The following is an 18,660-nucleotide window of genomic DNA, read 5'->3' on the forward strand; positions in this document are numbered from 1 at the left end:
TGCCTCGCAGAACGTTCGGGCCGGCCGGGAGTCGGTCCTGTCGGTCACCGAGACCGAACCAGTAAAGACACGCCGCCGCATCGTCCCTGCCATGACGAGGCTGGGAACGGCGATGGCCTCCCCCGGCGAGATGGATACGGGCCGCCTCGAGGTGGGAGAGACCCGGGACGGCTCGCCGGTCGGACTGCCGGTCGCCGTGATCGACGGAGCCGAATCGGGACCGACGCTCTACGTGCAAGCGGCGAGCGACGGGGACGAACTGAACGGCGTCGGCGTGATACAGCGGGTGGTCCCGCGGCTCGACCCCGCGGAGATTTCCGGGACGATCCTGGTCGTCGGGATCGTCAACTATCACGCCTTCCAGGTCGCCGAACACCGAAACCCGATCGACGACCGGAAGATGAACCGGACCTATCCCGGCGAGGCGTCGGGGACCTCGAGCGAGCAGATCGCGGCCGCGACGTTCGAGGCCGCCAGCCGAGCCGATCTGATTCTCGATCTCCACCAGGGGTCGACGAGCCGGATGATCGACGAGGTCAGGGTGCGCTGCGGGCCGCGTCACCGACTGCACGGGGAGTGTCTCGAGCTGGCGAAGGTCTTCGGAGCGGGCTACGTCCTCGATCAGAAGGGACCCGACGGCCAGCTCGCCCGGGCCGGCCCGGACGAGGGCATCCCGACGATCGATCCGGAACTCGGCGGCTGCGTCGGCTGGGACGAATCGAGCATCGAGACCGGCGTTACGGGCGTCTTCAACGTCCTCAAACACTACGGCTTTCTCGACGGCGACGTGACGACGTCGCCCCAGACCCGAGCCGGCGACTTCGAGCAGTACAGCGCACCCGCCGGTGGGCTGGTCTCGTTCGAGGTTGCCCTCGGCGACGAGGTCGAACGCGGCGACACCCTGTTCACCGTGACGACGCCCTTCGGCGAGCCGAAAGAGTCAGTGACCGCCGAGTCCGACGGCGTCTTCTGGCGGACCCGCCGGCTCCCGCAGGCCGCCACCGGCGAGTACGTCTGCTCGGTCGGAATCGAGGTGGACACCTACTGATGGCCGCCGACCTCTACTGTCCGGCCTGCGACGCCGAATACGAGGGCCGGTCGAGCGAGCCCTGGCGGTGTGGCTGCGGTCACGCCCTCGAGTTCACCGAGCGACCCTATCCCGAGGGGGCGCCGCTGCCGCTCTCGAAGCTCGACACCACGCGCGGCCTCTGGACGTTCTTCGAGTTCCTCCCGATCGAACAGCACGTCACGTTCTTCGAGGGCTTTACGCCGCTCGTCGAGGCAGATGGCTGGAACGCCGACTTCAAACTCGAGTACGTCTTTCCGACGGGATCGTTCAAGGATCGCGGTGCGACGACGACGCTCTCGCGGGCGGTCGAACTCGGCGTCGAGAAGGTAATCGAAGATTCCTCCGGCAACGCCGGTGCCTCGATCGCCACGTACGCCGCGCGGGCGGGCCTCCCGGCCGACGTCTACGTCCCCGCCGACGTCAAGCAGTCGAAGCTGATGGCGATCCAGCGAGTCGACGCCCGCCCGGTCCGCGTCGAGGGGTCGCGCGAAGACGTCACCACCGCCTGCATCGATGCCGTCGAAGGCCACGAGGACCACGGCGATAGCCGACAGGACGGTGCGGAGGGCGACGGAACCGAAGCGCCAGATTCCGACGGCCACCCCGACGCCCCGTATCAACACGGGACGGGCTGGTACGCCAGCCACGCCTGGAACCCGGCCTTCTACGCGGGGACGATGACGTTCGCCTTCGAGGTGGCCGCCCAGCGCGGGTGGACCGTCCCCGACGCGATCGTCTCGCCGATCGGCCACGGCACGCTCTTTCTCGGCGCCTACCGGGGCTTCGAACTGCTCTACGAGGCCGGTATCACCGACCGACTCCCGCGGATGCTCGGCGTCCAGTCGGTCGGCTACGACCCGATCGTCCACGTCGTCGGCGGCGAGCGCGTCGTCGACGGCGGCGAGGAGCGCGCCGACATCGCCGACGGCATCCAGATCAGCGAACCCGCCCGCGGGTCGCAGATCGTCGACGCGATCGAGGCGACCGACGGCACCGCGATCGCGGTCGGCGAGGGCCCCGTCGAGAACGCGCTCGATCGCCTCCACCGCGACGGCTTCTACGTCGAACCCACGACCGCGGTCGCGCCCGCCGGGCTCGCCCACCTGCGCGAACTCGGCCACCTCGACCGCGACGAGGACGTCGTCGTGCCGCTGACGGGATCGGGACTGAAGACGATGTGATTCGCTCGTCCCGTCTCAACTGCATCTATTCTGTTTGAATTCGATCTCGTCGCCCTCGAGTATTTCGATAAACAGTCCGTCCTTCGGGTCCATATCGAACGCGGACTCGGCTTCAGCGCACTCGAATTGAAACGTATACTCGTGAAGTTGGCCCGCGCCCTCTAGTTCGCATTCGACGAAAAACTCGTCACCGTTTCGTCCGTGAAAGATATCTTTGAGAAAGATTTCATGCTCACCCGAGAGCGAGGGGACGTTAAATATCGATTCGAATACCGTCTCACCGTCGTGTTCGACGTGAACGGTTAGCCGTCGAACGTCGTCACTGCGGTTAATGATCGACAGATAACCGGTCCCGGAGTCTCTGCGTAAGACGCAGCCGGAGAGGCCGACAGCAGGGACCAACACCAGACGGGCAAAATTTCGACGGAGCATCTATTTACCACCTATATTCGAACATAATAAAAATTTCTTTCCATCAGCAGACAGGAGTTAATGATTCGGTGTGACGATATCCACAGTGATCGCGTGGAACGTTTCGCTGTCGGTTTCAGAATAGATTGGGCCGGTGCTTCTGTCCCCGATTCGATAAATATTCCAATCCATGTGAGTTTCTGCCGAAATAGTCCTCGATTCGATGTCGTGGTTAGCGTCAAGATCAAAATGGACGCCGACAGCGTTCTCCTGACTGGACGGGAGTGCTGAAAAACATTGGCCGCCGTGACACTCGGCAATGTTCAAATCCCACTCAGTGTAGTGGTACGACCTCGATTCGACGGATACATCAGACGTATTCAACTCGAAGATGGACGCGGATATTCCCGCAGAGACTGGAGGGAAACCAGTCCCAACGCTCAGGCCAAAGGACTGCTTGGACGTCTCATCTGCCGGGTACTCGTTAGAAATTGTTAGGTTATTTTGGTCAGATGGAGAATCTGCGAGAATGACCTTGAAGTTGGCATTCATCCCAGCAACCATGTGTCCACACTGCCCCTCGCATTCTACTGGCCTCGGTCGTTCCGGATAGAACTTCAAGAAGGACCATCGGTTACGAGAGCCGGCGGGAACTTCGTCGTGCTCGTGCACTTTTTCGCCGTCCGCATTGTAATTCTCGTCGTCCGCAACGAGATAGGACGCGTGTCGGTACCAGTTTTCGACGTATTCGTTTGGCGGGTAGCTAGTCGTACGACTTCGGATTCTCTCGAACTCACCATCGATCGGTTCCCAATCAGTCGCCATCCGTTACCGACCTCCCTGTAACTCTCGAAGGAATCGTTCGGCTTCGGATCTGCGTCGGCCCCCGCTCTCTACCATCACGAGCCCATCTCTGCTCAGCGATGTGGGGGTTCGAACGAATCCGGTCACCCAGCCAGAACCGCCATCACGTAACTCGACTAACCGAGGATACGTTTCTCCCAGCTCGGTCCGCTTGTCGTCGGTACTTCTGAACGTTTGCATTGTGTACTCGCCGCTAGTCGTCACTCGTTTCGGGCTGACAGAATCGATTTGCAGGTCGTACTCGCCGATATCGAGATCACCGACCATCGTACCGGTAGCGGAATCGAATCGACCCACCACCTCACGCTTGATATCGAAGGTCTTCGGGTCGTACCTGAATCCGACGTACCGATCGGATCGACTCGCACTCCCGACGCCGGCAACTCCGACTGGAATTGCCGTCGTGGCGCCGATTCCTTTTAGCAGCGTTCGTCTCGACGTGTTACGGGTTCGTTCACCCATGGTCAGAGGTTATAGCAAATAAGTATTACTATTTTATATTTGTTTTGGGTTTAATATTTAAAGGTTATTGGTGGAATATTTTTTCGCATGCGGTCCATCAGCGGTCGATCGTTATTTGATGAAGAACTAACGGTAACCGCGGTTACGAATCTGAGCGGATCGCGAGTTCGGTAGGCTATCCGAACCCGACATTCCTATACCCGCGCCGGAAAAACGAACGTCCATGTTCCCAGCGCTTCGCGACGAGGTCGCGTCGGCGCTCGAAAGCGCCCTGGCGGCGCGCGAGTTGCCGACCGACGACCTCGGCATCGAGGAACCGCCGGACGACGTGGAGAGCGTGCTCGCATCGAGCGTCGCCTTCCGGCTGGCCGGCGAGGTCGGGGCCGCCCCGCCGCAGGTGGCCGCCGAGCTGGCCGAAGAGATCGACGTCGAGGAACTGACCTACGTCGGCGAAATCGAAACCCAGGGACCGTACCTGAACTTCCTGCCGAGTGCGGCGTACTACGAAGAGACGCTCGCCGCCGCGAGCGAGTCCGACTACGGCCAGCGTCCCGACCGCGAGGAGTCGATCGTCGTCGAGCACACGAGCGCGAACCCGACGGGGCCGGTCCACGTCGGTCGCGCGCGAAACCCGATCATCGGCGACGCGGTCGCGAACGTCCTCGAGTACGCCGGCTACGACGTCTCCAGACACTACTACGTCAACGACGCCGGCCGACAGATGGCCGTCTTCACCTGGGCCTACGAGACGTTCGACGAGGACGACCTCGACGACGAACCGGCCCGCGACCGCATCGAGTACGATCTGGTCCGCTACTACCGCAAAGGAAACGCCTACCTGGAGGAGGCGAGCGACGACGAGGTGGCAACGGCCGAAGCCGAGATCGAGGCGATCATGCGCGGACTCGAAGCGGGTGACGACGATACCTACGAGCGCGTGAGCGAAGTCGTCGATCAGGTGCTCTCGGGGATGCAAACGTGTCTGGCCAGGTTGCCGGCCGAGTTCGACGAATTCGTCAAGGAGACGCGCTTCATGCGCGACGGCTCGACCGACGAGGTCGTCTCACGACTCAAAGAGAGCGAGGTCGCGACGCGCGACGACGACGCCTGGCAACTCGAACTCGACGACTGGGGGATCGAAAAGCCGTTCGTCTTCCTCCGTTCGGACGCCACCTCGCTGTACACGACGCGCGATCTGGCCCACCACGAGTGGAAGTTCGAGCACTTCGACCGCGCCGTGACCGTCCTCGGCGAGGATCAGGAACTCCACGCCAGACAGCTCGCCGCCGCCCTCGACGTCCTCGGCAACGACACCGACCGGCTCACCTCGATGTTCTACGGCTGGGTGAACCTCCCCGGCGGCGAGTCGATGTCCACCCGCGCCGGCACCGGCGTCGACTTAGACGACTTACTCGACGAGGCCATCTCCCGCGCGCGCCAGGAAGTCGAAGACCGCCTCGACGACCGCATCCGCGACGACGACCTGAGCGACGACGACATCGACCGAATCGCCCGCCAGGTCGGCATCGGCGCCGTTCGCTACGACATCGTCGCGAAACAGCCGACGAAGTCGATCACATTCGAGTGGGATCGCGCGCTGGACTTCGAGGCCCAGTCGGCGCCGTACGTCCAGTACGTCCACGCGCGGTGCTGTGGTATCTTAGAAGAGGCCGGGCTCGATCCGACAGACTCGTCACTCGAGGCGGCTATCGACGCAGCCGCACTCGAAACGGACGAAGAGAGGGACCTCCTGGAAGTGATCGCCAGATTCCCGTGGGTGATCGAAGACGCCGCCGACGACCTCGAACCCCATCGCGTCGCGACGTTCACCCGCGAGTTCGCGGAGACCTTCAACGCCTTCTACCGCGAGTGTCCGGTGCTCGCAGACGGCGTCGACGCGGACGTCCGCGAGGCGCGTCTCGCGCTCGTCGCGGCGGCGACACACACGATCGCGAACGCGCTCGACGTTCTCGGCGTCGAAGCGCCGCGGTCGATGTGAGATCGGATACGAGTCCCAAGAACGTTCTCCGTCGTCAGATCGCTTCCGTTCGGAGGCGGTGGTCGTCGCCGCTCGCGAGTTCGAGGTACGAGACGATCTGTTCGAACCGGTCGGTTCGGACGACGTCGCCGCTTCGTCGATCCCACTCGATCACGCCGTAGTCGGTGAGCCGCGGAAGGTGGTTGTGGACCAGGAGGATGTGTTTTTCTCGGACGTGCGCCGATTTCGGTTCGTCCAGCTGGCGATGGGATTCGCCCGAGCCGTCACGGACAGCCAACTCTCTCGCGAGCGCGTCCGTCGGCCAGATACGTTTCTCGTCGAGACACGTCAGCACGTGTCGCCGATCCGGCTCCGAGAGTAATGAAAAGACGCGATCTGGATCGATGGGGGTCGCCATATCCCTAGTCAACGCACTGATGTCCGTTATAATTGCGCCAAATATTTTAGGCTCGCCCGTTCGGCAACGCGTTGGCGTGACACAGTCGATCACGGTTGGTTTCGCTCTCGATCGGCGGGAACCGAACCCGGATGCTACCGTAGCTACGAATCCGCTTCGGCGTCGGTGATCGCGCTCGAGACTTCGTCGTTCGAGGCGGTCGATTCGTCATCGTCGTCGTCAGACGTCGGCTGGGGCGGGTCGACACCGGTGAGTTCGGCGGCGAGTCGGCGATAGGCGATCGACGCCTTGCTGTCGGGGTTGTGGACGACCAGCGGCGTCCCCGCGTAGAGGCTCGCGCGAACGGCCCGATCCTCGGGGATCGATCCGAGCAGTTCGACGTCGAGTCTGGAAGCGATCTCCTCGCTCGGGACGTCGCCTGCGGGATGGGTTCGCGTTACCAGCAATCCGGCGAGTGCTCCCTCGACGCGGTCGACGAGTTCGAGCGTCTTCATCGCGTCCTGGATGGCCGCCGGTTCGGGCGTCGCGACGAGGACGACGGCGTCTGCCAACCCGAGCGGGAGGACGGTTTCGTGACTCACGCCGGCACCGACGTCGAGCAAGACGTAGTCTGCGCGCTCTCGGAGCGTCTCGACGACCTCGCCGAGGCCTTCAGGTGCCGTGTCAGCGTAGCTCGATAGTTCGGTTCCGCTCGGAATGCCGACGATGTTCTCCGCGAGTCGGTACGTCGCATCGTCGACCGTCGCGTTGCCGGCCAACACGTCGTGTAACGTCGCCGACCCGGGCGAGAGGCTGACGAAGCCTGCCAGGTTCGCCATCCCCAGGTCCGTATCGACGATGGCGACGCGCTTTCCCGCCTGCGCGAGAGCGGTTCCGAGGTTGACCGTGGTCGTCGTCTTGCCGACGCCACCCTTCCCGCTCGCGATCGCGTAGACCGTCTCCTGGGCCATGGTAGTCAGTACTAGGCCAGTGAACAGGGATCACCTTAAATCGTGCCAACGCGTCCGACGGACGGCTGACGCGTGGGAACGAACCGACAGATCGGTGCGCGCTTTACGCGTGTCAACAGGTACTTAGCGCTTGCTCCGTATCGTTCGAACAATGAGCACGGAGGGAAGCGAGCACTCCGACCGGAAAAAATACGAGTTCCGGAAGGTCATCGAGGACCTGAAGAACTTCGAGGGATCCGGAACGCAGCTTGTCACGATCTACGTCCCCGACGATAGACAGGTCAGCGACGTGGTCGCACACGTCACCCAGGAACACTCAGAAGCGGCGAACATCAAGTCCAAACAGACCCGTACGAACGTCCAGGACGCGCTGACGAGCATCAAAGATCGGCTCCGCTACTTCGATACCTACCCGCCGGATAACGGAATCGTCCTCTTTTCGGGCGCGGTCGACTCCGGAGGCGGCCAAACCGAGATGGTGACCAAGGTGTTAGAGAGTCCGCCGCAGCCGGTCGAATCCTTCCGCTATCACTGCGACTCGGACTTCCTCACCGAACCCCTGGAAGAGATGCTCGCTGATCAAGGCCTCTACGGCCTGGTCGTCCTCGACCGCCGCGAAGCGAACGTCGGCTGGTTGAAGGGAAAGCGGATCGAACCCGTCAAATCCGCCTCGTCACTGGTTCCCGGAAAGCAGCGAAAAGGTGGCCAGTCCGCCCAGCGATTCGCCCGACTGCGCCTGGAGGCGATCGACAACTTCTATCAGGAAGTAGCCGGGATGGCGAACGACCTGTTCGTGCCGAAGCGACACGACATCGAGGGCATCCTCGTCGGCGGGCCGTCGCCGACGAAAGAGGAGTTCCTGGACGGCGAGTATCTCCACCACGAAATTCAAGATTCGGTCATCGGTAAGTTCGACGTCTCCTATACCGACGAGTCGGGGCTTCGCGAACTGGTTGACAACGCCGAAGACGCCCTCGCCGACGCCGAGGTGATGAAGGACAAACGCGAGATGGAGACCTTCTTCGAGGAACTCAACGCGGGAAATCTCGCGACCTACGGATTCGACGAGACCCGTCGGAATCTGGTGATGGGGTCCGTCGAAACGCTGCTCATCAGCGAGGACTTGCGAAAGGACGTCGTCAGCTACGAGTGTGAAGAGTGTGGTACAACCGACCGAGAGGTCCTCGACCGACGGACGTCGACACCCGAACACACCTGCAGCGACTGTGGCGCGACCGTCGACGCTGACGCCACAACGCGCGAGGACGCTATCGAACACCTGATCGAGATCGCAGAGCAACGAGGTACCGAGACGAAGTTCATCTCGACCGACTTCGAGAAGGGTGAGCAACTCTACGACGCCTTCGGCGGATTCGCCGGTATCCTTCGGTACTCGACAGGCGTGTAAGAGCCGACGATCACCGGAAGTTCCGCCGGCGGAAATCTTTTACGGTTCACCGTGTACGATCACCTATGGCATCACGGACCGTCGACGGCGACATCTACACCGAGACCCTCGCCGCCATCGACGCCGCTGGAGCGGCTGGCGAACCGCTCACGACCCCCGAAATCGCCGACGAACTCGAAATGGATCGGCGGACTGTCTACGAGCGGCTCTCCACGCTCGCCGAGGACGGGTTAGTCGAGACGAAGAAGGTCGGCTCCGGTGGCCGGGTGTGGTGGCGACCGCCCGAAACGACGGATCCCTCGCCGATCGACGGCGAGCGAGCGTCGACGCGACACGAATACATCATCGAAGCGCTCGGCGATTCGGTCTGCGAGGTCGACCCCGACGGAACCATCACGTACGTCAACGATCGCTTCCGGTCGATGCTCGGATACGAAGACCCAGTGGGCGAGCACGCCTCTACGTTCATGGAAACCGACGACCTCCACGACGCCGGTGAACGGCTCGAATCGCTCGCCTCGTCGGGTCGAAATCAGCTCACGAAGGCCGAATACGATCTCATCGCACGCGACGGAGAGCGGATACCGGTCGAGAATCACATCCTCGTCAAGGCGGATGCCGACGGAACGTTTCGGGGAACGATCGGCGTGATTCGCGATATTAGACAGCGGAGGGAATCGGAAGCGAAACTCAGACGACAACAGGACCGACTCGTGGCACTGAACAACCTCCACGCGGTCGTCCGCGATATCACCGAAGCCGTTCTCGACCGATCGACGCGGCCCGAGATCGAAGCGACCGTCTGCGAGCGGCTGGCCGACTCCGAGTCGTACACGGCCGCCTGGATCGCGGAGGTCGATCCGGACGAAAACGAACTCAGCCCGCGGGTAGAAGCCGGCGACTCGGGCTACTCCGAGGAGGTCGACATCTCTATCGACCCCGCCGACTCGACCGGCCAGGGACCGGCCGGTCGGGCCGCCAGAACGAGACGGACGCAGGTCTCACGCGACGTGTTAGCCGATCCGACGTTCGAACCCTGGCAAGACCAGGCGAAAGAGTACGGATTTCGATCCTGTGCGGCGATTCCGATCGTCCACGAATCGTCGATGTTCGGACTGATCTGCGTCTACTCGGAGCGACCCGATGCGTTTAGCGAAGACGAACTCCGGGTGATTACCCAGCTCGGGGAAGTCGTCGGTCACGCGATCGCCGCCGCCGAACGGAAACGAGCGATGATGAGCGACGAGGTGGTCGAGATAGGCTATCAGTGTAGAGACTTTCTCGGGCGGTTCGGTATCGACGCCACGGTCGAGGGAATCGTCGAGTTACAACAGACGGTCCCGATCGGCGACGGGTCGTACCTGCTCTACGGAACCGCCCATGACGGGGCCATCGAAGCCATCGAACGACTGGTCGAGGCGGACACCGCCACTCACTACGAATCGTACTCCGTCCTCAATACCGATCCGTCACAAACGCAGTTCGAAGTGAGACTCTCCGAAGCGCCGATTCCATCGGTCGTCTCGACCCACGGCGGCTACATTGGGGACGCGAGATTGGTCGACGACGACCTATCCATCCAGTTGAACGTGCCACCGGGGACCAATATCAACCGACTTACCGCGGAGATGCGCGAGTGCTATCCGGGAATCGAACCGATCACCCGCCGGCAGAAGACGCGGGAAAAACGCACCTCCGAACAGTTTACCTCGGTGCTCGAGAGCGAACTCACGGACAGACAGCTCGCGGCGCTCGAGGCCGGATACTTCTCCGGGTTCTTCGAGTGGCCGCGTGACTCCTCCGGGACGGAAGTCGCCGCCTCGCTCAATATCAGCCCCGCCACGTTTCACCAGCACGTTCGAACGGCCGAGCGAAAGATCCTGGACCAGCTGTTCAACGCCGAGTGAATCGAACGATGCGATCGATCGCGTCGATCACCGAATTCGGCGTAATCGTGATAAAACCCGGACCACGTTCGGGACAATCCTCATGACGGAACTGGCGGAAGAGACGAACGCGTCCGGCCGAGTGTGCGCCGGATTCGATCATGAGCCAGCAACACGCCTGTCCCGTCTGGCGGCCCCAGGATTGTGCGGGCGGTCCGGACTGTCCACCTCGCTGTCCTCGATTCGTCGCCCCCGACGGCACCGCATACACCGTGTACCGATCCGACGCGGGACCGCCGAGGGGCCAATCCGCGGTCCCTCGTGCTCCCAGTTCGACTTCGTCAAAAGTGGAACCGCCGAAAGACGATGGATCGAGTCGCGTTCGACCGGCCGAGTTAACCTGTCTCGGGCCGCGTCGAATCGAGGGAACCGTCGCTATCGACCAGGGGGCGGCCGACGCCCGAGTCGAACTGTCACCAGCGGCCGACCCGATCGTCGGCACCGAACTCGTCCGACAGCTCGTCGCGGACCGACTCGACCGATCGGATGATAGTGAACCCGACGAGCTGCGCATCACCGGCCCCGTCACCGCCGTAGAGCGCGCTGACGCCGAGTTCGATGAGGCGAGTCGTCTCGAACGCGAGGCGGGGACCGATCGGGCGACGATCACCGTCGATCTGACGGCGACAGCGCTCGAGCGACTCACCGTTTCCCCCGCGAACCGAAGCGACGTGCCGGCCGAGCGCGACCTCTCGGCGCTGTTCGATCCGGACCGGATCGCCGTCGTCGGCGCAACCGATCGCGAGGGATCGATCGGGCGCGTTCTCGTCTCGAACCTCACAAAACGCTTCGACGGCGACGTAATTCCGGTGACGCCCAACTACGCGTCGGTCCGCGGCGTTCCGGCCGTCGAATCCGTCGAGGACGTCTCTGGCCGGATCGATCTGGCCGTGGTCGTGTTACCGGGTGCGGTCGCGATCGAGGCCGTCGAGTCGATCGCAGACGCCGGCGTCGACACCATCGCGTTACTCTCGGCCGGGTTCGCCGAGGCCGGCGCGGAAGGGACCGCTCGCGAGCGGCGATTGCGAGCACTCGTCGACGAGAGAGACCTCACGCTTGTCGGCCCGAACGCCCTCGGGGTCCTGAGCACGCGCTCCGGGCTCAACGCGAGTTTCGGCCCGACGCTTCCCGCGGCCGGCTCCGTCTCGATCGTGAGCCACTCGGGAGCGATGATCACGTCGCTTCTCGACTGGGCGTCGTCGGTCGGTCTCGGCGTCCGAGACGTCGCTTCCGTCGGGAACGGTGCCGGCGTCGACACGGCGGACCTTCTCGCCTACTGGGGACGAGATCCGGAGACGACCGTAATCTGCGCCTACCTCGAGGACGTCGCCGACGGGCGCCGCTTCGTCGAGGTCGCTCGCGACGTGGCGCGAACGACCCCGATCGTCGCGCTCAAATCCGGCACGACGGACACGGGGGCGACCGCGGCAGCCTCGCACACGGCCGCGCTCGTCGGCGACGACGCCGGGTTCGACTGCGCGTTCGACGCCGCGAACGTGATCCGCGTCGAGACCGAGACGGAACTCACGGACACGATCTCGCTACTTTCAGACGGCCCGCTCCCCTCGGGCGATCGCGTCGCGATCGTCACCAACGCCGGCGGACCGGGCGTCCTCGCCGCCGACGCCGTCGATCGGGCGGGCCTCGACGCGGCGAGGCTCTCCGAGGAGGCGACCGATTCATTGGGCGATCGGCTGCCGGACGCGGCCGCAATCGAAAATCCCATCGACGTCCTTGGCGACGCCGACGTCGATCGGTTTCGCAACGCCCTCAAGTGTACGCTGGCGGATCCGGGAGTCGACGCGGCGATCGTGCTCACGACGCCACACCCGCTCGTCTCGCGAGCCGAGCTCGCACGCGCCATCGGCGACTGTCGGGATCGGTACGCAAAACCAGTCGTGAGCGGATTCCTCGGCGGCGATCTCCCCGCGGAAGTCGCCGACGCCCTCGCGTCGGCCGGCGTCCCGAACTACCCGGACGTCGAACGAGCGGCGCGTGCACTGTCGAACGCAGCGGCGTACGCCGAGTCGCGCCTCGAACCCGACGACGGGCCGGTCCGAACGGGGTTCGACGAGACAGCCCTGCGTCGGGCGGTCGAACGGGGCCGCGACCGGGGAGCCGACGCCGTCGGCGTCGACGGCCTGTCCGCGCTTACCGGGTACGGCATCGAGACGCCCGAGAGTGCGGTCGTCACCGACCCAACGAGCGCCCGCGAGGTTGCTGAATCGATCGGCGGTCCGCTCGTCTGTAAGCTCGCGACCGGCGGGATCGCCCACAAGACCGACCTCGGCGGCGTCGTCACGGACGTCCCAGTTTCCGACGTCACGGAGGCGGTCGCGAACCTACAAGAGCGCGCGTCGACCGCGGCCGGTGCCGACAAATCCCCGGTATTGATCCAGCAGCAGATCGACGCGGACGTCGAGTGTCTCGCGGGCGTCACCCGACATCCGCGATTCGGTCCGATGGTCACCTTCGGACTGGGCGGCGTGCTCGTCGAACAGGTAGAAGACGTCGCACACGCGCTCGCGCCGCTCACTACGAGAGACGCTCGCTCGCTGTGCGATGCGATCGAGGCGAGTGACGTCCTGGACGGGGTTCGCGGCCGACCGGCGATCGACCGGGACGCGCTGGAACGAGCGCTCGTCGGGCTCTCCTGGCTAGCTGTCGACGCCCCCGAAATCGAAGCGTGCGAGATCAATCCGCTGCTCGCGCGGCCGGACGGCGTCTACGCCGTCGATTTTCACGCCGAACTGGCCGATGTCTGTCATACCCCCAGCGTCGAGACGGACGGGAGCGAAACTGACGACTAGTCACCAGTCCACGATCGTATCGATTTCCGTGTTGCTGGTTTACGAACGGGTCGAATTATCCGGTTGTCGACGCCCTGGCGGGCCGATATATCGCTCAACCGATAGCGCGACATCGTCCTGATGGGGCCGTCGCAGTCAGTCCCACTACGCGGACAATGCGGTCGGGCGAATCCTCAGAGGTGCCTTTCTCCGGGAGTTCGAAGACGTCGTCTGTCCGAGTCCACGTCTTCGCAGGGCGGTTCGACGGTTCGGCGACCCGGCCGAGCACACCGCAGCGTCTCCTGTGACCCCAACGTGAACGGCAGATTCCCGAATCCGGAAGTTCGTTTACACCGAAGGTCACGTTCACTATTCGAAACTAGTAACCAGATTTTATTAGTGGTAGTGTTGTCCGATCGACCCCGGCACTCGCCGGGTGTTACGACATGAGCGGACAATCACGACGGACGATGCTGAAGCGTACGGGAATCGCGGCCACAGCGGTGATAACCCCTGGGATCGGTGTCGCGTCGACCGGTCGAGATCGACGTTCGAACCGAAGGAAGGCTCGGGTCCGCGGCAGACTCGATCCGCTGGGGCAGGCGCTGACGCCTGCGGGGAACCCGAACCACGTCACCTACACGTTCGGTCACGTAACCGACGACGGCCAGTGGGGCGCAGCAAGTAGTTGGCCGGGTGAAAGCCTCGTCGCGAGTACCCTCTACGACCTATCAGACCTCGAATCACCCACGTTGGTTCACGAACTCGACGCGCCGAACGAGGAGACACGATCGAACGATATGAAGTTCGATCCGCTCCGGGAGGGACTCTACGTTCGCGCCCTGGAAGCGAACGACGCCGGTGCGGACGATCCGATCGGCCTGATGGGGATCGATATCGTCGACTTCGGCTGGGCGGACGGCTCACCGGAGACGCCCGAGGTCATCGCGACGCTCGAAACGCCCCGTACCGGCGTCCACAAGCTCGCCGAACACCCGGAAGAGCCGATTTTCTACCTGATAGACAAAGATCCCGTCGAACCGGGGATCATCGCAGTCGACGTCAGCGATCCACGAAATCCGACAATCGAGGCGGAGTTCGGTCCCGACGGCTACTGTCACGACGTTGCGGTCGAGACCGGCCGCGACGCGCTCCACGCCGCGTACATCGCCGGAAACAACGTCGGCTACGCCACCTTCGACCTCTCGGATCCGCGCTCGCCGACGGAACTGGGCTTCTTCGATTACGACGAGCAGCCCGACTACACCGAGGTCGGCGAGCCCGGGTTCGAACTCTGCCATCAGGCCTACCCCGACCCCGAGCGCGAACTGGCCATCGTCGGCGACGAGGTGTTCGGACCCATTCCGGGCGGCAAGCACATCTTCGACGTCGGCTGGGGCGACGGCTCGCTAGAGGATCCCCAGCCGATCGGCTTTACCACCTCTCCCGACGCCCGACACCAGGGCGAGGAGCCGGGCACCTGGACGGGCCACTTTCACGACGTGGTCTACGACCGCGGCGAGGCGCTGCTGATCGACGGCGGCTACTCGAACGGCGCCTGGATCGCGAACATCACCGACCCCACCAATCCCACGCCGACCGAGCGGTACGCGACGAACCACGGGATCGAGGACGTCACGCCGTTCGCCTGGGGTGCCGTCTACAACGAGGCCAGGGACTTCGCCTTCGTTACCGACAGCGATACCAGCGCTTACACGTTCGACGTGTCAGGAAAACCCGCCCGCGGCAAGGACGGCGGCGGCCCCGGTCATTACTTCGACTTCGACGACCTCTTCGGTGACGACTCGGCGTCGATAGAGCGCGTCGGTCGGTAAGGGCCGATACATCCGCGACGACGGCCAGTCCGTCGTACCGCGAATCGGCCGATCAATGCCCATCGAGAGGCGGGAGTAGAGGCCCTCGACACTCGTCGACCGACTCAGTACACCAGGCTCTCGAGTTTGTCCCGACGACGTTCGAGGTCGATCGCCGGTTCGATCGACCGGTCGTCGAGCAATCGGTCGATCACGAGAAGCGGGTCGACTCCGGCTCGTTCGGCCGCCTCGAGCGCCGCTTCGATTCCCGCCCGGTTGTGAACGAGCGAATCGAGCAATCCGAGCATCAGCGCGAGCGCGACGCCACCCTCGCCGTCGGGGAAGCTGGCGCTAATTCGGGAGAATTCCAGGTTGGTCGCGGCCGAATCGGCCCGTCGAACGACGGACAGGCAGGTCGGACAGATCGCCGCGACCGTCGGCTCGTCGTGCGAATTCGAACGATCGGCCGCAGCGTCGAGTCCCGTCGCCGCCGCTCGAAGCGACGGTGGGACGGTGAAGACGACGGGATCAGCAGGACAGGAACAGGACATAGAAGCGTCGAACAGACCGATCGAATCAGTTGCCGCCCGCGGCGGTCTCCTGAATTTCGGCCGCGACGAACGGGTCCTGGGCCGCGTCGTCGGCTTCGGCTTCGGCCTCCTCGTCGGCTTCCTTCTTGTCCTTGATCTTCTTCATCCGGAAGATCTCCTCGCGCTCTTGCTCTTCGAGTTTCTGTTCGATGTACTCTTTGTTCTCGTAGAGGTCGGGAAGGAGTTTGAACTCGAGGGCGTTGACACGACGCTTCGTCGTCTCGATTTCGGAGAGCATCTTCTTCATCGCCGTCTCGACCTCGGCGGCGAGAATAATGCTCTCTAAGAGATCCTCGTAGGCCTCGGCGGCCTCGTCGATGCGCGCGGACGTTCCCATGATCCCGTATCCGCGCTGATCTAAGCTCTTCGAGACGCGCGAGGACTCGATCTGCGGGACGACGACGCCCATGATGTTCTTCGACTCGGTCGTGATCTCGGGGTGTTCTTGCAGCGCCGCGGCGGCACCGCGAACGGCGACGTCTCCTTCCATCGCCCGAGCCATGTTGATCGTCCGCTGGGCTCGCTCGTAGTCCTCGGAGAGTTCGCCGCGGACGTCCTGCGCCCGGTCGAGGATGTCCATGAACTCCATGATCAACCCGTCGCGCTTCTTCTCCAGGGTGCCGTGGCCCCGCTCGGAGAGGTCGATGCGATCTTCGATCGCCATCAACTCCTTGCGAGTGGGCTTTACGTCCTTGGCCATCTTGGTGGGTCGTTTTGCCCGCAGGCGGATAACTGTTTACAGATGCGTCGACTTCGGGAGACGAACAGGCTCGTCGCTAGCCCAAAAACAGGTCGATCATGTCGCTCGTCGAGCCGCCCTTGTACAGCTCGGCGAAGCCGCAGTTGGTACAGGAAACGACGCCAAATCGCCGTTCTGGATGTCGAAGAACTTCCAGAATCCGGTCCCCGTGGTGGAGATGTCGTCGATTTCGGTCTTCCGTTCGGTGAGACGCGACCGGATCCCCATCTTCCGAACGAATCATACGGGTTTTTGATCGTTCGATGGGATCGCCGAGTATGCCAACTGGCGCAGTCGCCCTCGTCGTCGTGATCGGCCTCGCGAACCTCGTCGGACTCTACGTGGATCTCGTGGACGGACCGACGGCGTCACAAATCCCCGACTCCGCAGACGACGTCGGGACCGACGGGAGGTAACGGCACACGGGCGACGACTCGCTCGGTAGCAGATTGCGAGGGTTCAATTCGGCGCGCATTGCTAAAACGGCATTTCCGCATCCTTCGGTTTCGAACGTGTCGTCGCTCGTCCGATTCCACATACGCCCGATAGTCGTGGCGATCTACGTGGTCAACGGTAGAATACGATCCGTCCGCAACCAACCGAAAATTCTGACCGACGATCAGTCCGCCGTCGCTTCGACTTCCTCGCCTTCCTCGCCGACGTAGTAGGCGTCGATGAACTCCTCGTCGATCCGGTTGAGTTCCTCCGGCGGCAGCATCGAGAGCAGGTCCCAGGCGAGATCGAGCGTCTCTTCGATCGTCCGGTTGGTGCCAAAGCCCTGCTCGACGAACTCGTTCTCGAAGCGATCCGCGAAGTCGAGATACTTGTTGTCGCGCTCGGATAGCGCCTCGCGGCCGACGATGTTGACCAGGTCGCGCAGGTCCTCACCCGTCGCGTAGGCGGCGTAGAGCTGGTCGGAGACGTCACCGTGGTCGGCGCGGGTGAGCCCCTCGCCGATCCCGTCGTCCATCAGCCGCGACAGGCTGGGCAGGACGTTGATCGGCGGCTCGACACCCTGGCTGTTGAGCGATCGATCGACGATGATCTGTCCCTCCGTGATGTAGCCCGTCAGGTCGGGGATCGGGTGAGTAATGTCGTCGGATGGCATCGTCAGGATCGGAATCTGGGTGACCGATCCCTCCTCGCCTTCGATCCGACCAGCCCGCTCGTAGAGCTGGGCCAGGTCGGTGTACATGTATCCGGGGTAGCCTCGGCGACCCGGAACCTCCTCACGGGCCGCACCGATCTCGCGTAGCGCCTCACAGTAGTTCGTGATGTCCGTGAGGATGACGAGGACGTGGTAGCCCTTCTCGAACGCGAGGTACTCCGCCGTCGTCAGCGCGAGTCGCGGCGTGACCGTCCGCTCGACTGCGGGGTCGTCCGCGAGGTTCATGAAGACGACCGACCGTTCGAGCGCACCGGTGCGCTCGAAGTCGGCCATGAACTCGTTGGCCTCCTCCTGGGTGATACCCATCGCGCCGAAGATGACCGCGAACTCGCTGCCGTCTTCGTCGTCATCGCCGCCTTCTTCTTCCGGCACGGTCGCCTGACGCGCGATCTGCAGCGCCAGGTCGTTGTGGGGCAGACCGGAACCAGAGAAGATCGGCAGCTTCTGGCCGCGAACGAGCGTGTTCATGCCGTCGATGCCCGAGACGCCCGTCTGGATGAACTCCTCCGGATACTCGCGCGAGAACGGATTGATCGCCTCGCCGACGATGTCCTGACGCTCGTCCGGGACGATCTCCGGACCGCCGTCGATCGGGTTACCGGAACCGTCTAACACCCGTCCGAGTAGGTCTTCGGTGACGGGCATCTTCATCGTCTCGCCGAGGAATCGAACCGACGCGTTGCGGTCGATTCCCTCGGTGCCTTCGAACACCTGGATCGCGACCAGTCCCTTGCTCGACTCTAACACCTGCCCGCGTAAGGTCTCGCCGCGATCGGTCTCGATCTCGACGATCTCGTCGTAACCGACCGGCTCGTCGACCTCGGCGAACACCAGCGGACCGCTGATCTCCGTAATCGTTTGGTATTCCTTCAT

At 63.4% G+C, this 18,660-nt stretch carries 16 protein-coding genes and 1 pseudogene; 8 read left to right on the forward strand and 9 right to left on the reverse strand.

What is annotated here, in order from left to right:
- Nucleotides 1-91: 91 nt before the first annotated feature.
- Nucleotides 92-1,048, forward strand: a complete 957-nt coding sequence (locus NKH31_RS04845) for a succinylglutamate desuccinylase/aspartoacylase family protein (RefSeq protein WP_254864015.1) — start codon at nucleotides 92-94, stop codon at nucleotides 1,046-1,048.
- Nucleotides 1,048-2,250, forward strand: a complete 1,203-nt coding sequence (locus tag NKH31_RS04850) for a threonine synthase (protein ID WP_254864016.1) — start codon at nucleotides 1,048-1,050, stop codon at nucleotides 2,248-2,250. The genes NKH31_RS04845 and NKH31_RS04850 overlap by 1 nt, the downstream gene beginning before the upstream one ends.
- Nucleotides 2,251-2,265: 15 nt before the next feature.
- Here the strand turns inward: NKH31_RS04850 and NKH31_RS04855 are convergent, their stop codons facing one another.
- From NKH31_RS04855 to NKH31_RS04865, 3 genes are read right to left on the reverse strand one after another with little or no spacing between them, the layout of a single operon-like run.
- Nucleotides 2,266-2,682 carry a hypothetical protein gene (locus NKH31_RS04855; protein ID WP_254864017.1) on the reverse strand — a complete coding sequence of 139 codons (417 nt, stop codon included), beginning with the start codon at nucleotides 2,680-2,682 and terminating at the stop codon, nucleotides 2,266-2,268.
- A 57-nt stretch (nucleotides 2,683-2,739) separates the two neighbouring features.
- Entirely contained in the window at nucleotides 2,740-3,486 is a 747-nt protein-coding gene (locus tag NKH31_RS04860; protein WP_254864018.1) for a hypothetical protein, read from the reverse strand.
- Nucleotides 3,487-3,489: 3 nt separating this feature from the next.
- Complete coding sequence (locus NKH31_RS04865; RefSeq protein ID WP_254864019.1) at nucleotides 3,490-3,987, reverse strand: hypothetical protein; 498 nt, start codon at nucleotides 3,985-3,987, stop codon at nucleotides 3,490-3,492.
- Between the two features lie 223 nt (nucleotides 3,988-4,210).
- On the opposite strand from NKH31_RS04865, the gene argS reads away from it, so the two are divergent.
- The gene (gene argS / locus NKH31_RS04870; protein WP_254864020.1) at nucleotides 4,211-5,986 is read left to right on the forward strand and encodes an arginine--tRNA ligase; all 1,776 of its coding nucleotides are present in this window, start codon (nucleotides 4,211-4,213) and stop codon (nucleotides 5,984-5,986) included.
- Nucleotides 5,987-6,020: 34 nt separating this feature from the next.
- Here argS and NKH31_RS04875 read toward each other — a convergent pair whose 3' ends face one another.
- Complete coding sequence (locus NKH31_RS04875; protein WP_254864021.1) at nucleotides 6,021-6,383, reverse strand: DUF7344 domain-containing protein; 363 nt, start codon at nucleotides 6,381-6,383, stop codon at nucleotides 6,021-6,023.
- Nucleotides 6,384-6,526: 143 nt separating this feature from the next.
- A complete protein-coding gene (locus NKH31_RS04880) occupies nucleotides 6,527-7,333 on the reverse strand; it encodes a MinD/ParA family ATP-binding protein (protein ID WP_254864022.1) in 807 nt (268 codons plus the stop codon).
- 151 nt (nucleotides 7,334-7,484) lie between these two features.
- Here NKH31_RS04880 and prf1 point away from each other — a divergent pair, with 151 nt between their 5' ends.
- From prf1 to NKH31_RS04900, 4 genes are all read left to right on the forward strand, one after another.
- Nucleotides 7,485-8,741, forward strand: a complete 1,257-nt coding sequence (prf1, locus tag NKH31_RS04885; RefSeq protein WP_254864023.1) for a peptide chain release factor aRF-1 — start codon at nucleotides 7,485-7,487, stop codon at nucleotides 8,739-8,741.
- 65 nt (nucleotides 8,742-8,806) lie between these two features.
- On the forward strand, nucleotides 8,807-10,648 hold the full coding sequence (locus tag NKH31_RS04890; RefSeq protein WP_254864024.1) for a bacterio-opsin activator domain-containing protein: 1,842 nt from the start codon (nucleotides 8,807-8,809) through the stop codon (nucleotides 10,646-10,648).
- Between the two features lie 326 nt (nucleotides 10,649-10,974).
- Complete coding sequence (locus NKH31_RS04895) at nucleotides 10,975-13,497, forward strand: acetate--CoA ligase family protein (protein ID WP_254864025.1); 2,523 nt, start codon at nucleotides 10,975-10,977, stop codon at nucleotides 13,495-13,497.
- A 425-nt stretch (nucleotides 13,498-13,922) separates the two neighbouring features.
- A complete protein-coding gene (locus tag NKH31_RS04900; protein WP_254864026.1) occupies nucleotides 13,923-15,311 on the forward strand; it encodes an LVIVD repeat-containing protein in 1,389 nt (462 codons plus the stop codon).
- 104 nt (nucleotides 15,312-15,415) lie between these two features.
- Here NKH31_RS04900 and NKH31_RS04905 read toward each other — a convergent pair whose 3' ends face one another.
- The 3 genes and pseudogenes from NKH31_RS04905 to NKH31_RS04915 form a co-directional block, all read right to left on the reverse strand.
- Nucleotides 15,416-15,841 (reverse strand): DUF6276 family protein, encoded by a 426-nt coding sequence (locus NKH31_RS04905; protein WP_254864027.1) that lies wholly within the window; start codon nucleotides 15,839-15,841, stop codon nucleotides 15,416-15,418.
- Between the two features lie 25 nt (nucleotides 15,842-15,866).
- A complete protein-coding gene (locus tag NKH31_RS04910; RefSeq protein WP_254864028.1) occupies nucleotides 15,867-16,580 on the reverse strand; it encodes a V-type ATP synthase subunit D in 714 nt (237 codons plus the stop codon).
- 76 nt (nucleotides 16,581-16,656) lie between these two features.
- Nucleotides 16,657-16,847 (reverse strand): annotated as a pseudogene (locus NKH31_RS04915) (zinc ribbon domain-containing protein).
- A 50-nt stretch (nucleotides 16,848-16,897) separates the two neighbouring features.
- On the opposite strand from NKH31_RS04915, the gene NKH31_RS04920 reads away from it, so the two are divergent.
- Complete coding sequence (locus tag NKH31_RS04920; RefSeq protein ID WP_254864030.1) at nucleotides 16,898-17,035, forward strand: hypothetical protein; 138 nt, start codon at nucleotides 16,898-16,900, stop codon at nucleotides 17,033-17,035.
- A 203-nt stretch (nucleotides 17,036-17,238) separates the two neighbouring features.
- On the opposite strand, the gene NKH31_RS04925 is transcribed toward NKH31_RS04920, so the two are convergent.
- Nucleotides 17,239-18,660, reverse strand: a complete 1,422-nt coding sequence (locus NKH31_RS04925) for an ATP synthase subunit B (RefSeq protein WP_254864031.1) — start codon at nucleotides 18,658-18,660, stop codon at nucleotides 17,239-17,241.

This window comes from Halovivax gelatinilyticus (genome assembly GCF_024300625.1).
GTDB lineage: Archaea > Halobacteriota > Halobacteria > Halobacteriales > Natrialbaceae > Halovivax > Halovivax gelatinilyticus.